This window comes from Streptomyces sp. NPDC091972 (genome assembly GCF_044756385.1).
Taxonomy (GTDB): Bacteria; Actinomycetota; Actinomycetes; order Streptomycetales; family Streptomycetaceae; genus Streptomyces.
Genome location: NZ_JBIVSV010000005.1, coordinates 217,185 through 233,163, shown reverse-complemented (window position 1 = coordinate 233,163; position 15,979 = coordinate 217,185). Strand labels below are relative to the sequence as shown.

Genomic DNA, 15,979 nt, shown 5'->3' with positions numbered 1-15,979 from the left:
CTGAGGGGAGCGGTGGGAGAGGGGCCGCGGGTCATGCCCGCTCCTCGTCGGTGACGACCGGGGCGAGGACGGCCGGCAGCCCGTCCGCGTCGCCCACGGAGCGCCAGTCGCCGGCCAGCCGCCCCTGCCCGAACGTGCCGTCCTGACGGCCCAGTTCTGCGGTGAGGTGCTTGACGACGGCCTTGCCCGAGTCGGCGTTGGTCAGCGCGACGAAGCCGGTCCCGGCGTGCAGGCGGCTGATCGCCATGTTCCAGTAGCCGGTGGGCTCGCCCCCGTGGCCGAACTCCAGGTCGTCGCCGCTGTCGTCGACGATCGTGCCCAGCCCGTAGAAGGTGCCGGTCTCGCCCGCCAGCAGCTCCCTGGCCAGGGCCTGCGGGACGAGCGCGCCCGGTGCGCCGAGCAGCGCGTCGCGCACGGCCAGGGTGAACCGGGCGGCGTCGGCCGCCGTCGTCCACAGGCCCGCCGCCGCGAGGTGGGCCCGGCGGCGCCAGCCGTCCTTGAGGGGGGTGCCGTGGGCGTCGTGGCCGAGGGCCACGGGCAGGCCCGCGGTGTGCGGGTGGTCCTGGTCGAAGCTGGTGTCGGCGAGGCCGAGCGGGTCCAGGACCAGGCGCCGCATCAGCGGTTCGAAGGCCTCGCCGGTGACGTCCTCCAGGACCTGCTGGAGCACCCAGTAGTGCGTGCTGCTCTTGCGGAACACCTCTCCCGGCGGCAGTTCGCGCCGCACCCTCGGCGTGCTGACCGGCGGCCTGCCCTCCAGCAGGTCGAGGAGCGTGGGCAGCTCCTCGCCGGGCCGGAAGCCGACGCTGCGGTGCCGGGCGAGCCCGGCGCGGTGCCCGAGCAGGTGCCGTACCGTGACCGGCCCCCGGGCCTGCGGGTCGTCGGCGAGCTGCCAGCCGGTGAGGTACGCCGAGATGTCCGTGTCGAGGTCGAGGATCCCGTCGTCCACCAGGCGCAGCACGCCCAGCGCGGTCACGTGCTTGCTGATCGAGCCGACCTGGAAGAGGGTCCGCGTGGACACGGGCACCTCCGTGCCCGCGGCGAGGACCCCGTGCCCTTCCACGGCCACGACCTTGCCGTCGCGGATGACGGCGAGGGCGGCACCGGGGACGTGGTGGTCGGCCATGACGGCGTCGATGCCCTCGATCGCGGAAGCCCGTGGCGGGAGCAGTGCGGCGACCTCGGCGGCCGCCTCGCCGCCGGCCTGGGCGAGCAGCCGGGACAGCAGTTCGGCGGGCACCTCGACGGTGGCGGGGGCCTCGGCCTCCGGGGTCTCGGCGGTCACCGGAGCCTCCGAGACCGCCGGCGTCTGCGGTGCCGCGTCCTGCATGTCCTCGTCCACCGCGGCCGCCAGCTCGAACAACGTGTCGTGCTGGTACATCCGGTAGATCGAGACGGCGAGCCCCGCCGCGCGGGCCGCGGCCAGCACCTTGATCATCAGCAGGGAGTGCCCGCCGAGGTCGAAGAAGCGGTCGTGGACGCCGATCTGCTCGACGCCGAGGACCTCGCTCCAGATGGCCGCGAGGGCCTTCTCGGTCGGGGTGCTCGGCGGCACGTGGTCGGTGCCCGTGCGCAGGTCGCCCCGGTCGGGGGCGGGCAGGGCGCGCCGGTCGACCTTGCCGTTGGCGTTCAGCGGCAGGGCGTCCAGGGCGATGAAGGCCGCGGGGACCATGTAGTCGGGCAGCCGCAGCGCGCAGTGCGCGGCGAGGTCCTCGGGTGAGGCCCCGGTGCCGGTCCAGTACGCCACCAGGCGCCGGTCCCCCGGCACCGGCTCGTGCACGGAGACGTACGCCTCGCGCACCGCCGGGTGTCCGGTCAGCACCGACTGGATCTCGCCGAGCTCGACGCGGTAGCCGCGGATCTTGACCTGGTCGTCGATGCGGCCGAGGAACTCGACGTCGCCGTCGGTCAGTCGGCGGACCAGGTCGCCGGTCCGGTACAGGCGGCCGGGACCGAAGGGGTCCGGCAGGAAACGCTCCGCCGTCAGGTCCGGCCGGCCCGCGTAGCCCCGGGCCACCCCGGTACCGCCGACGTACAGCTCCCCGGCCACCCCGACCGGCACCGGCCGCATCGCCGAGTCCAGCACGTACACCCGCATGTTCGGCAGCGGGCGCCCGATCGGGACGACCTCGCGGCCGACCGGTCCGGTGACCGGGAAGACCGTGGAGCCGACGGAGGCCTCCGTGGGGCCGTACTCGTTGATCAGGCGGCCCGGTCCGAGGATGTCCAGCGAACGGTCCGCGGTGGTGCCCGGCAGGGCCTCGCCCGCGACGACCGTCACCGCGGCCAGCTCGTCCGCCTGCTCGGTGGTGAGCTGTTCGGCGAGCAGGTCGAGGTGGCCCGGGGTCAGCTTGACGAAGCTGTAGGGGGCTCCGGCGAGCAGGGCGCGGCCCAGGTCGGCCGGAGCGGTGTCCTGCGCGACCGTGAAGACCCGCTGGCCGGTGACCAGGGGGCCCCACAGGTTGGGGACGATCAGGTCGAAGGCGACCGAGGAGAACATCGGCGCGCCGCCGGTCCCCCGGGCGGCCAGTTCCCGGGCCGCCCAGGCCACGTGGTTGACCAGGCCCCGGTGCGGCACCTCGACGCCCTTGGGGACACCGGTCGAACCGGAGGTGAAGATGACGTACGCCAGCGCGTCGAGGTCGTCCCGGCGGGCGGGGGTCTCGTCGGGCATCCCCGCACCGGCCGTCGCCGCGAACAGCACCTCCGTGCCGGCGAACCGGTCCGCGTACTCCTCGGAGGTCACCGCCACCCTGGCGCCCGCGGTCCGCACGATCGCGGCGACCCGCTCGGCCGGGTAGGAGGGGTCGACCGGCACATAGGCGCCGCCCGCCTTCCACACCGCGAGCAGCGCGGCGATCAGGTCCGGTCCCCGGTCGAGCTGGACCGCCACCCGGGCCTCGGTGTCGACGCCCCGGGCCCGCAGGGCGTGCGCCAACCGGTTGGCGCGGGCGTCGAGTTCGGCGTACGACAGGGTCAGGTCGCCCAGGGTGACGGCGGGCGCGTCCGGGACCCGGGCGGCCTGTGCCTCGAAGAGCCGGAGCACGTCCGCGGTGCCGGCCTCGTGGGCGGTGTCGTTCCACTCGACGAGCTGCCGGTGGAGCTCGTCGTCCGGCAGCGGGACCGCGCGGGCGTCTCCGGACGGGTCCTTGGTCATCGCGTCGAGGACGGCCGTGTACAGCGCGGTCAGGCGATCGGCGTTCGCCCGGGACAGGGCGTGGGTGTGGGTGGTCATCAGGAGGTACCCGGAGACCGCGGAGACCGCCAGGTCGAACTCGGTGGCGCCCTCGCCCGAGCTGGCGTCCAGGTCGACGCGGTCGGTGTCGACGTGGTCGAAGTCCTGGTAGCTGAAGCGGACGTCGAGCAGGCGTTCCAGGCCGGCGTCGTGCTGGATCGCCGGCATCGGGTAGCGGCGGTGCTCCCACATGCCGGCCTCGTGGGCGAAGACCTCGCGGACGAGTTCCTCCCAGGTGCGGTCGCGGTCGGCGTCGAAGGCGAACGGCAGGGTGTTGAGGTACATGCCGTAGACCCGGTCGGCGCCCGGTGCCTCGGGGCGGGCGCTGAAGACCAGCCCGGAGTGGAAGCGGTCCTCCTCGGTGAGCAGGCTCAGCGTCTTGAGGTGGGCGGCGAGCAGCACGCTCTTGATCGAGACACGGGCCCGGGCGGCCAGGGCGCGCAGCCCGGCGTCGAAGGGCTTGAGGGCGACCGCGACCCGGTAGCGCTCGCGCTCGGCGGTGCGGTCGCCGGCCCAGGCGGAGGGGAGGGAGAAGCGGGCGTGTCCTTCGGTGACGCCCTGCCAGTGGTCGCGGTCGGTCTCCGATTGCAGTGACCGCAGTTCGGCGGCGACGAAGTCCGCGTACCGCACCTGCGGTGCCGTCACGGTGACCCGTTCGCCGCCGTCACGCACGCGCCGGTACTCGTCCAGCAGTTCCATCAGCAGCGCGCGGTGGCTCCAGCCCTCGGTGATGGCGTGGCAGACGGTCAGTCCGAGCCGCCAGCCGTCGTCCTCGACGTGCGCGGTCATGCGCAGCAGCGGGGCGTGCTCCAGGTCGAAGAGGTCGGCGCGCTCGGCGGCGAGGAAGGTCCGGACGGCGGTGTCGAGCGCGGCCTGGTCCAGGCCCCGCAGGTCGCGGACGGCGACCGGGATCTCCGCGTCCGCGTGCACCACCTGGAGCGGCTGGGAGCAGCCGTCGAGGTGGAAGGAGGTGCGCAGCATCTCGTGCCGGGCGGCGACCGTGACGGCCGCGGCGCGCAGGGCGTCCGCGGAGAACGGCACGGACTCGCTGATCCGGAACGACGACACGTTGTGGTAGGCGTGCCGGTCGTCGGCGAGCATCTCCAGCACCATGCCGAGCTGCACCTGCGTCAGCGGGTAGGCGTCCACCGCGTCGGCCGGCAGTGCGGCCCGGTCCCCGTCGCCGATCAGCGCGAACCGCTCGACGGGCACGTCCACTTCGGTGCGCGCGGGGCGCCCGGTGAGGAACTCGGCGAGCTCGGCGACCGTGCGGTGCTCGAAGACGTCCCGGACCCCGATGTCGAACCCGGCCGAGCGCAGGGCCCCGACCAGGGCCACGGCCCGGATGGAGTGTCCGCCGATCTCGAAGAATCCGTCCTCGACACCGACCCGCTCCAGGCCGAGCACCTGCGCCCACACCTCGGCGATGCGCTCCTCGGTCACCGTGCGCGGGGCGGTGTACCCGTCGTCGGCGGCCTCGGCGGTGTCGGGGGCGGGCAGGGCGCGCCGGTCCACCTTGCCGTTGGCGTTCAGCGGCAGCGCCTGAAGGGGGAGCAGGGCGGCCGGGACCATGTACTCGGGCAGCCGGTCGCCCAGGTGTGCCCGTACGGCGTCGGGGGCGGCGTCGGCGGGGGCGTAGTAGGCGGCGAGCTCGCCGTCGTACGTCGTCACGAACGCCTCGCGGACGGCGGGGTGCTCGGTGAGGACGGCCTGGATCTCGCCGAGTTCGATCCGGTAGCCGCGGATCTTGACCTGGTCGTCGATGCGGCCGAGGAACTCGACGTCGCCGTCGGTCAGTCGGCGGACCAGGTCGCCGGTCCGGTACAGGCGGCCGGGACCGAAGGGGTCCGGCAGGAAACGCTCCGCCGTCAGGTCCGGCCGGCCCGCGTAACCGCGCGCCACCCCGGTACCGCCGACGTACAGCTCCCCGGCCACCCCGACCGGCACCGGCCGCATCGTCGAGTCCAGCACGTGGACCCGCATGTTCGGCAGCGGGCGCCCGATCGGCAGGACGTCGGGGGCGCAGTCGTCCGGGACCGGGAAGACGGTCGATCCGACGGACGCCTCGGTGGGGCCGTACTCGTTGATCAGGCGGGTCTCCGGAGCGAGGGCGCGCCAGCGTTCCAGGGTGGCGCGGGTGAAGGCCTCGCCCGCCACCACCAGCACCGGGGCCAGGGCGGCCGCCTGGTCGGCGGTGAGCTGCTGGGCCAGCACGTCCAGGTGTCCCGGGGTCAGCTTGACGAAGCTGAACGGGCCTGCGGCGGCGAGGTGTTCGCCCAGGTCGGCCATGTCGACGTCCTGGCCGACGGTGTGCACCGCCTGGCCGGTGACCAGCGGGGCCCACAGGTTGGGGACGACCAGGTCGAAGGCGACCGAGGAGAACAGCGGGGCGCCGCCGGTGCCGTGCGGGGCGAGTTCGCGGGCCGCCCAGGCGACGTGGTTGACCAGGCCCCGGTGGGTGACCTCGACGCCCTTGGGGACGCCGGTCGAACCGGAGGTGAAGATGACGTACGCCAGGGTGTCCAGGTCGTCGCGGCGGGCCGGGGCCTCGTCGGGCCGTCCCGTGAGGTCCGGGAGTCCGGTGAGCGTGGCCACCGCGGCGGACGCCTCGCGCATCGCGGCCACCCGGGCGGCCGGGTAGGACGGGTCGACCGGCACGTAGGCGCCGCCCGCCTTCCACACCGCGAGCAGCGCGGTCAGCAGGTCGGGGCCGCGGTCCAGCTGGACCAGGACACGGGACTCCGGTGTGACGCCCCGCTCGCGCAGGTGGTGCGCCAACTGGTTGGCGCGGGCGTCGAGTTCGCCGTACGACAGGGAGCCGCCGGCGTGCCGTACCGCCGCCGCGTGCGGAGTGCGGGCCGCCTGTGCCTCGAAGAGTTGGAGGACGGAGGCGGTCTCGGGCTCGCGGGCGGTGTCGTTCCACTCGACGACCTGGCGCTCGCGCTCGCCCTCCGGCAGGAAGGTGGCGCGGGCGTCGCCGTCCGGGTCGGCGGCCATGGCCTCGAGGACCTGGCGCAGCATCTGCGCCAGGCGGTCCGTGCCGGTGCGGCTCAGGGCGCGCGGGGAGGCGGTCAGGACGAGGTGGCCGACGCGGGCGGAGACGCCGAGCGGGAACTCGGTGGGGCTGTCGTCGATGCTGGCCAGGTAGTCGACCTGGGCGCGGTCGACCTGGTCGAAGTCGTGGTAGCTGAACCGCATGTCGATCAGCCGTTCGCCGTCGGCGAGTTCCCGCTGGATGACCGGCATCGGGTAGGTGCGGTGCGGCCACAGCTCGACCTCGCGGGCGAACACGGAGGCCACCAGCTCGCGCCAGGTGCCGGACGCCGTGCGGTCGTGGGCGAAGGGCAGCGTGTTGAGGTGCATGCCGTAGACGCGGTCGGCGCCGAGGACCTCGGGCCGGGCGTTGCAGACCAGCCCGGAGAAGAAGCGGTCCTCCTCGGTGAGCATGCTCAGCGTCTTGAGGTGGGCCGCGTGCAGCACGCTCTTGAGGGAGGCGCCCGCCGTGGCGGCCAGGGCACGCAGGCGGTCCTCCAGGTCGTGGAAGGGGACCGGGACGCGGTAGGGGGCGCCGGAGTCGTCCGGGGCTCCGCGCCAGGGGGCGGGCACGGTGAGCCGGGCGTACCCGTCGACGACGGACTGCCAGTAGGCGCGGGAGTCCTCGGCGTCGAGGACCTCCAGTTCGGCGGCGACGAAGTCGGCGAACCGCACGGCCGGGCGCTCCGGCTCCACGGCGTCGGCGCCGTCCACCAGCCGGTCGTACTCCTGGAGCACCTCCATGAGCAGTGAGTGGTGGCTCCAGCCGTCGAGGATCGCGTGGCACTCGGTGTTGGTGATCCACCAACTGCCGTCGCCGGCGGTGTGCGCGTACAGCCGCAGCAGCGGCGGGGTCGCCAGGTCGAACAGGCGGGCCCGCTCCTGCTCGGTGAACTCCCGCAGCGAGGCGAGGAGTTCGTCCTGGCCGAGGTGGGAGAGGTCGCGGGCGCCGACCGGCATCTCGGCGTCGGCGTGGACCAGTTGGAGGGGAACCGAGTAGGTGGTGAGGTCGAAGGAGGTGCGCAGGGCCTCGTGCCGGGCGACGACCCGCGCGGCGGCCGCGCGCAGCGCGTCCAGGGAGAAGGGGCGCTCGTCACGGATCCGGAAGGAGGTGACGTTGTGGTACGGGTGCTTGCCGTCGTCGGTGAGCATCTCGACGACCATGCCGAGCTGCACCTGGGACAGCGGGTAGGCGTCCACCAGGCCGTCGGCCGGGAGCTTCGCCCGGTCCCCGTCGCCGATCAGGGCGTACGGCTCGACGGTGCGGTCGGCGTCGGCGGGGGCCGGGCGCCCGGTGACCAGTTCGGCGATCCGGGCGACCGTGCGGTGCTCGAAGACGTCCCGCACGGCGAGGTCGTAGCCGATCGCGCGCAGCCGTCCGACCAGGGTGACCGCGCGGATGGAGTGGCCGCCCAGCTCGAAGAACCCGTCCTCGACGCCGACCCGCTCAAGGCCCAGCACGTCCGCCCAGACCTCGGCGACGCGCTCCTCGGCGACCGTGCGCGGGGCGACGAAGGCGGCGCCGCCGAGGGCGTCCTGGCCGGGGGCGGGCAGGGCCCGCTTGTCGAGCTTGCCGTTGGTGGTCAGCGGCAGCGCGTCCAGGGTGACGAAGGCGGCCGGGACCATGTACTCGGGCAGCCGGGCGGCCAGCTGGGCGCGGAGCGTGCCGGGCTCGGGCGCGGTGTCCGCGGCCGGGGTCACCCACGCGACCAGGCGCTTGTCGCCCGGGGTGTCCTCGCGCACCAGGACGACCGCGTCCCGGACGTCCGGGTGGGCGGCCAGCGCGGTCTCGATCTCGCCGAGCTCGATGCGGAAGCCGCGGATCTTGACCTGGTCGTCCATGCGGCCCAGGAACTCCAGGCTGCCGTCGGGCAGCCGGCGCGCCAGGTCGCCGCTTCTGTAGAGCCGGGAGCCGGGCGGGCCGTACGGGTCGGGGACGAACCGTTCGGCGGTCAGGCGCGGCCGGTTGAGGTAGCCGCGGGCCACACCGGGCCCGGCCACGTACATCTCGCCGGGCACGCCGACCGGGACCGGGCGGGCGTGCGCGTCCAGCAGGTAGACGCGGAGGTCGGCGAGCGGGTGGCCGACGGGGTTGCCGGCCCGCGGGTCGAGGTCGGCCTCGGTGATGCGGTGGTAGGTGGTGTGGACGGTGGTCTCGGTGATCCCGTACATGTTGACCAGGGCCACCCGGTCCAGGCCGAACCGCTCGGCGAACGGCCGCAGTTCGGAGACCTCCAGCTTCTCGCCCGCGAAGACGACCGCGCGCAGCGACAGCTCGGCGTCGGTGTCCACCAGCGAACGGAACGCGGTCGGCGTCTGGTTGAGTATGGTGACCTTCTCCCGGACCAGCAGGTCCAGGAACTCCTCCGGCGACCGCGTCACGGCCTGCGGTACGACGACCAGGCGGCCGCCGAACAGCAGCGCGCCCCACATCTCCCACACCGAGACGTCGAAGGCGTAGCTGTGGAACAGCGGCCACACGTCGGTCTCGGCGAAGGCGTAGTGCTCGTGGCCGCGCGCCAGGAGGCGGGCGACGTTGGCGTGGGTGAGGGCGACGCCCTTGGGGCGGCCGGTGGAGCCGGAGGTGTAGATCGTGTAGATCAGGTTCTCGGGGCTGCCCGGGACGCCGGGGTCGGTGCCGGGCTGCTCGTCGAGCGGGTCCCGGTCCAGGAGCAGCAGGTCCACGTCGAACAGGTGGGCGTGGTCGGAGACGGTGACGACCACCGGGGCCTGGGCGTCCTCGACGATGTAGGCGATGCGGTCGGCCGGGTTGGCCGGGTCCAGCGGGAGGTAGCCGGCACCGGACTTGAGGATGCCGAGGAGGGCGGGGATCAGCTCGATGCCCCGCTCCAGGCTCAGGCCGACCAGGGTCTCCGGGCCGACGCCCTTGGCGATCAGGGCGTGCGCGACCCGGTTGGCGCGGGCGTCCAGCTCGGCGTAGGTGAGGTGGGTGCCCTCGAAGGACAGGGCGGTGCGGTGCGGGGTGCGGGCGGCCTGCTCGGCGAACAGCTCGTGCACGCGCCGGGTCACCGGGGCCTGCTCGCGGGGCGGGCCGAGCAGGACGGCCCGCTCCTGCTCGTCCAGGATCTCCAGGGCGGACAGCGGGGCCTCGGGGGCGTCGGCGACCGCGTGCAGCAGCCGGACCAGGTGGCCGGCGAGGCGCTCGACCGTCGTGCGGTCGAACAGGGCGGTGGCGTACTCCAGGTGGCCGCCGAGCGAGCCGTCGGCGCCCTCGCGGACCTGGAGGTCGAGGTCGAACTTGGCGACCCGGCCGGAGCCGGCGAAGGGCTCCGCGTCGACGCCGGGCAGGTCGAAGGCGGCGCCCCGGTCGCCGTGCAGGGTGAAGGCGACCTGGAACAGGGGCGTGCGGGACAGGTCGCGTTCGGGTGCGAGGGCCTCGACGACCTGGGCGAAGGCCACGTCCTGGTGGTCGTAGGCGTCCAGGACCGTGGCGCGGGTGCGGGCCAGCAGGCCGGTGAAGGACGGGTCGCCGGCGAGGTCGCCGCGCATCACCAGGCTGTTGATGCCGTAGCCGATGAGCTGCTGGAGCTCGGGACGGCCGCGGCCGGAGACCACGGTGCCCACCGCGATGTCGGTGCGGCCGGTGTGCCGGGACAGCAGGGTCTGCCAGGCGGCCAGGAACAGCATGAACAGGGTGCTGTCCCGGTCGGCGGCCAACTGCCGCAGCCGGGCTGCGAGCCGGTCGGGCACCTCGAAGGGGACCGCGTCCCCGGCGCCGTCGCGGACCGGCGGGCGGGGCCGGTCGGTGGGCAGCTCCAGCGGTGCCAGGTCGGCCAGCGCGTCCTTCCAGTGGCCGAGGTGCCGGGCGACGACCTCCTCGGTCATCGTCGTGCGCTGCCAGGCCGCGTAGTCGGCGTACTGCACGGCGAGCGGGGCCGGGACGGCGCCCGTGTACAGCTCGCTCAGTTCCTGGCCGAAGACCTGGGCGGACCAGGCGTCGCAGGCGATGTGGTGGAAGACGACCGCGAGGACGTGCTCGTCGGCGCCGATGCGGACGAGGCGGCCGCGCACCGGCCAGTCGCGGGCCAGGTCGAAGGTGCGGGCCAGGTCGGCCTCGACGAGGGCCCGTACCCCGGCGTCGTCGGCGGCCGTGGAGTGCGCGAGGGGCAGCGGCCGCGGCGCGTCGACGACCTGTACGGGCTCGTCGCCGGCCAATGCGTAGCGGGTGCGCAGGATCTCGTGCCGGTCGACGACTCCCTGCCAGGCCCGCTCCAGCGCCTCGGTGTCCAGGGCGCCGCGCAGCCGCAGCACCAGCGGCACCAGGTACTCCGGGCTGTCCGGCTCCAGCCGGCTGAGGAACCACATCTGCTGCTGTCCGTACGACAGCGGCAGCGGGGCGGTGCGGTCGGCGCGGGGTATCCCCGCGCGGCGCGGGGCGGCGGCACCGCGGCCCGCGAGACGGCGCCTCAGCAACTCCGCGCGCAGTGCGTCGGCCTCGGTACCGGAACCACCGTCGCCGCCGCCCGTCACGACGGGCCTCTCCATTTCCCCGGTGCTCATGCCTGCTGCTCCTCGGTGTGCGATGCGGTGTGGGGGCGGACGGTGGTCTGCGATGCGCCGCCGGTCGCGGGGGGCCCTGCGGTCGCGGCGGCCTCGGACAGCAGTTCGCTGTCGGTCAGCGCCGCCACCTCGGCCATGACCCGTTCCGTGACCGTCGCGGCGAGCTGGGCGATGGTGGGGCCCTCGAAGACCGTGCGGACGGCGAAGTCGATGCCGAACTCCTGCTGGATGCGGGAGATGAGCCGGATCGCGAGGATCGAGTTGCCCCCGATGTGGAAGAAGTTGTCGTGCGCGGAGGCCTGTACGCCGAGCAGTTCGGTCCAGACCTCGGCGATCCGCTCCTCCACGGGCCCGTCCGGCGCCACGTGCGCGGGGCCGTCCTCGCGGCGGCCCGGTTCGGGCAGGGCCCGCCGGTCGACCTTGCCGTTGGCGTTGACCGGGATCGCGTCGAGCGCGGTGAAGGTCGCCGGGATCATGTACTCCGGCAGCCGGGCCGCGAGGTGCGCGGCGAAGTCGGGCAGTTCGGCGCCGGGCGCGGCCGGTACGGCGTAGCAGGCCAGGGCGGGTTCGCCGGCCTCGGGACGGTGGACGACGACCACGGCCTCCCGGATCTGCGGGTGCTCCTCCACGACGGCCCGGATCTCGCCGGGTTCGACGCGGTAGCCGCGGATCTTGACCTGGTCGTCGAGCCGGCCCAGGAAGGCCACGTTCCCGTCCGGCAGCCGCCGCACCAGGTCCCCGGTGCGGTACAGCCGGGCGCCCGCGGCGCCGTAGGGGTCGGGCACGAACCGCTCGGCCGTCAGCTCGGGCCGGCCGGCGTACCCGCGGGCCACGCCCGTGCCGCCGACGTACAGCTCGCCCGCGACACCGACCGGGACCGGCTCCAGGGCCGGGTCGAGGACGTACATGGTCATGCCGGGCAGCGGGCGGCCGATGGGCAGGACGTCGGGGACCGGTTCGGCCTCGTCCTGCGGCACCGGGAAGACCGACGTGCCGACGGAGGCCTCGGTCGGGCCGTACTCGTTGAGGAGCAGCATGTCGGGGGCGAGCTCCCGCCAGCGCTCCAGCGCCGCCCGGGTGAACGGCTCGCCCGCCACCACCGTGAGCGGGGTCAGCGAGCCCGCCTGGGCCGGTGACAACTGGTGGGCGAGGATGTCGAGATGGCCCGGGGTCAGCTTCAGGAAGCTGAAGGGCGCCGCCTCCGACAGCCGCTTGCCGAGCTCCGACATGTCGGTGTCCTGCGGCAGCAGGAACAGCCGCTGGCCGGTGACCAGGGGCGCCCACAGGTTGGGGACGACCAGGTCGAAGGCGACCGAGGAGAACAGCGCGGCACCGCCGTAGTCCCGGCCGGCGAGGTCCCGCGCGGCCCACGCCACATGGTTGGCCAGGCCCCGCTGGGTGACCTCGACGCCCTTGGGGACACCGGTCGAGCCGGAGGTGAAGATCACGTAGGCGAGCCGGTCCGGGTCCCGGTCCCGCGCGGGCGCGGTCGCGGGCCGTACGGCGATCTCGGCGGCGTCGGTGTCGAGCCGCAGCAGGCGCGGGCCGTCCGCGCCGGTGAAGCGCTGCTCGTACGCCGACGAGGTGACCGCCGTGCGCACCCCGGCCGCCCGGCACATCGCGGTGACGCGCCCCGCCGGGTAGGACGGGTCGACCGGCACGTAGGCGCCGCCCGCCTTCCACACCGCGAGCAGCGCGGTGACCAGTTCGGGGCCGCGGTCCAGCAGGACGGCGACCCGCCGCTCGGCGCCCACGCACAGGGTGCGCAGTTGCTGGGCGAGACGGTTGGCGGCGGTGTCCAGCTCGCCGTAGGAGACGGTCCGTTCGCCGAAGGCGAGGGCGGTGCGGTCGGGCCGGCTGCGGGCCTGCTCCTCGAAGTGTTCGAGGACGGTGCGCTCGTCGGGCTGCCAGGCGGTGTCGTTCCAGCCGTCGAGGAGCTGCCGGCGCTCCTGCTCGCCGAGCAGGTCGAGGGCGCCGAGGGGGGTGTCCGGGCGCGCGGCGACCTGGTCGAGGAGGGTGAGGAAGTGGCCCGCCATGCGTTCGGCGGTGCTCCGGTCGAACAGTGAGGTGGCGTACTCCAGGACGCCGTCCAGGGCGCCCTCGGGGGTCTGCCGCATGAACAGCGACAGATCGGTCTTGGCGACCTGCCAGGCCTCGGTGAACGCGGCCAGGTCGGCGTCCTGGGTGACGACACTGGTCACGCCCTCGCTGTGCAGGTCGAAGGCGACCTGGTAGAGCGGGGTGCGGGACAGGTCGCGCTCCGGCTGGAGCTCGTCGACCAGCCGCTCGAAGGGCAGTTCCTGGTGGACGAAGGCGGCTCGGGCCGCGTCCCTGACCCGGACCAGGGCCTCGGCGAAGCCCAGGTCCGGGGTCAGACCGCAGCGCACGACCAGGGAGTTGAGGAAGAAGCCGACCATGTGCTCGGTCTCGGGCCGGGTGCGGCCCGCCACCGGGGTGCCGACGGGCACGTCCCAGCGGCCGCTCCAGCGGGCCACGAGGGTGGCGTACGCGGTCAGCAGCGTCATGAACGGTGTGGCCCCGTGCCCGCGGCCCAGCTCGGTCAGGGCGGCCGCGGTCCGCTCCGGAACCCTGAGCGGTACGACGGCACCGCGCGGGTCACGGACCGCGGGGCGGGGCCGGTCGGCGGGCAGCTCCACCGGTTCGACGCCGTCGAGGGCGGTGCGCCAGTGCGCGAGCTCCCCCTCGACGAACTCCTCGGTGAGCCGGGCGTGCTGCCAGGTGCCGTAGTCGGCGTACTGGAGCTCCAGGGCGGGCAGTTCGGGCGCGCGCCCCTCGGCACGGGCCGCGCACAGCTCGCGCAGCTCCCGCTCCAGGACGACGGTCGACCAGCCGTCGCAGGTGATGTGGTGCAGGGTCAGCAGCAACAGGTGGTCCTCGCCGGGCAGCCGCACCAGCAGGGCACGCCACAGCGGCCCCTCGGCCAGGTCGAAGCCCTGGGCGAACTGCCCGGCGAACAGCCCGGACACCTCGTCCCGGCCGGCGTCCTCGACCCGCAGCTCGACCCCGGCGGCTGTGGGGGCTCCGGGGGCGTCGATCACCTGCCGCACCTCACCGCCCTCGGCGAGATAGCGGGTGCGCAGCGGCTCGTGCCGGGCGGCCAGCGCGTCCAGGGCGGCGGCCACGTCGGCCGGGTCGAGCGCGGCGGGCAGCCGCAGGAAGAGCGGCGCGACCCATTCGGGGCTGCCGGGGTGCATCCGGTCCAGGAACCACAGGCGGCGCTGGCCGGAGGAGAGGGGGAGGGCGCCGGTGCGGGCGACGGGGAGGACGGGAGGCTCGTCGTCGCCGGACGGCCCGTCCGGCCCGGCGGCGGCGGCAAACGCCCCGTCAGCGGCGGCGGCCGAGGCGCCGCCCGTCGCGGCGGTTCCGCCGGCAGCCGCCACGGCACCGGTACTCGGTCCGCCCGCGCCCGGCGCGCCCAGCAGTCGCGCCTGTGCCTCCACCGTCGTCGCGCCGAACAGGCCGCGCAGCGAGATCTTCTCGCCGGAGGCCGCGCGCAGCCGGGCGGCGAGCCGGGTCAGTTGCAGCGAGGTGCCGCCGAGGGCGAAGAAGTCGTCGAGCGCGCCCACCTGTTCGCGGCCCAGCAGTTCCGCCCAGACCCCGGCGACCAGCTCCTCCGCCGCGTCGCGCGGGGCGACGGAACCGGCCCGCGCGACGGCGGTGAGCTCGGCCGGCGTGGGCAGCGCGGCACGGTCCGCCTTGCCGCTCGGCAGCAGCGGGAAGGCGTCCAGGACGTGGAAGAAGGACGGCACATGGCTCTCGGGCAGCCGCTCGGCGAGGAAGACCCGCAGCTCGGCGGAGCCGGGGGCAGGACCGTCGGTGGTGAGGTGCGCCGCGAGCCGCTTGCCGCCGTCCTCCCCCTCGTACGGCACCACCACGGCACCGGTGACCGAGGGGTGGGCGGCGAGGGCGGCCTCGATCTCACCGGGTTCGATGCGGACGCCGTTCACCTTGACCTGGTGGTCCAGGCGGCCGAGGTACTCCAGCGTGCGGTCGGCCCGCCAGCGGACCTGGTCCCCGGTGCGGTAGAGCCGGGCCCCGGACTCGTACGGGTCGGGCACGAAGCGCTCGGCGGTCAGCTCGGGCCGGCCCGCGTACCCGCGGGCCACGCCGACGCCGCCGACGTACAGCTCACCGGGGACGCCGACCGGCACGGGGGCGCCCGACGGGTCGAGGACGAGCACCTTCAGGCCGGGCAGGGGGCGCCCGATCGGGACGGGCCCGCTCGTGACGGCGGGGTCGGCCGCGAAGGCGGTGACGTCGATGGAGCACTCGGTGGGGCCGTAGGTGTTCCACACCTCCAGCTCCGGGCCCGCCAGCTCCCGTACCCGTGCGACGAGTTCGGCGTGCAGGGCCTCGCCCGCCGAGAACAGCAGCCGGAGCGAGCCGCAGCCGCTCCAGTCGCCCTCCTCCACCAGCAGCCGCAGCACCGAGGGCACGACCTGGAGGACCGTGATGCCGTGCTCGGCCACGGCCCGCAGCAGCCCGGCCGGGTCGCGCTCGGCGCCGGCCGGGGCGAGCACCACGGTGCCGCCGCCGACCAGCGGAGCGAAGATCTCCCAGCCGGCCGCGTCGAAGCCGACGGTGGTCTTCTGGAGGACGCGGTCCCCCGCGCCCAGCGCGTGCCGCTCGACCGTCCAGCCGACCCGGTTGGCGATGCCGGCGTGGGTGACGGCGACGGCCTTGGGCTTGCCGGTCGAGCCGGAGGTGAAGATGGCGTACGCGACACCGTCCGGGTCGGCGGCGGGCGACGCCCCCTTCGCATCGGGGAGTTCGGAGGCCGCGTCGGGGTCGACGCGGCGGGCGCCCGCCCCGGCCACCGTCTCCTCCAGCTCCGGTCCGGCGAGCACCAGCCCCGCCCCCGACTCACGGATCAGCGAGGCCAGCCGGGCCGTGGGCTGGGCCGGGTCGAGCGGCACATAGCCGGCGCCCGCCCGCCACACGCCCAGCAGCGCGACCACCAGGCCGGCGCCGCGGGGCAGGCTCACCCCGACGAGCGTCTCGGGCCCGGCGCCCAGGTCCGCGAGGAGGCGGGCCATGCGAGCGGACGCGCGGTCCAGCTCGTCGTACGTCACCGCCCGCTCGCCGTCGACGACGGCGACGGCGTGGGGCGTACGGAACGCCTGCTCGGCGAAGCGTTCCGGAAGCAGTTCGGCGTTCACGGCAACTCCTGTC

2 protein-coding genes are annotated in these 15,979 nt (G+C 74.7%); both read right to left on the bottom strand.

What is annotated here, in order from left to right; genetic code table 11:
- Window positions 1-31 precede the first annotated feature (31 nt).
- On the bottom strand, window positions 32-10,786 hold the full coding sequence (locus tag ACIQJT_RS16800) for an amino acid adenylation domain-containing protein (protein ID WP_402644072.1): 10,755 nt from the start codon (window positions 10,784-10,786) through the stop codon (window positions 32-34).
- A complete protein-coding gene (locus ACIQJT_RS16795; RefSeq protein WP_402644070.1) occupies window positions 10,783-15,966 on the bottom strand; it encodes an amino acid adenylation domain-containing protein in 5,184 nt (1,727 codons plus the stop codon). The genes ACIQJT_RS16800 and ACIQJT_RS16795 overlap by 4 nt, the downstream gene beginning before the upstream one ends.
- Window positions 15,967-15,979: the final 13 nt, after the last annotated feature.

Excerpts from the sequence above, each read along its gene's own strand:
- ACIQJT_RS16800 (WP_402644072.1), bottom strand. The coding sequence starts at position 10,786 with ATGAGCACCGGGGAAATGGAGAGGCCCGTCGTGACGGGCGGCGGCGAC.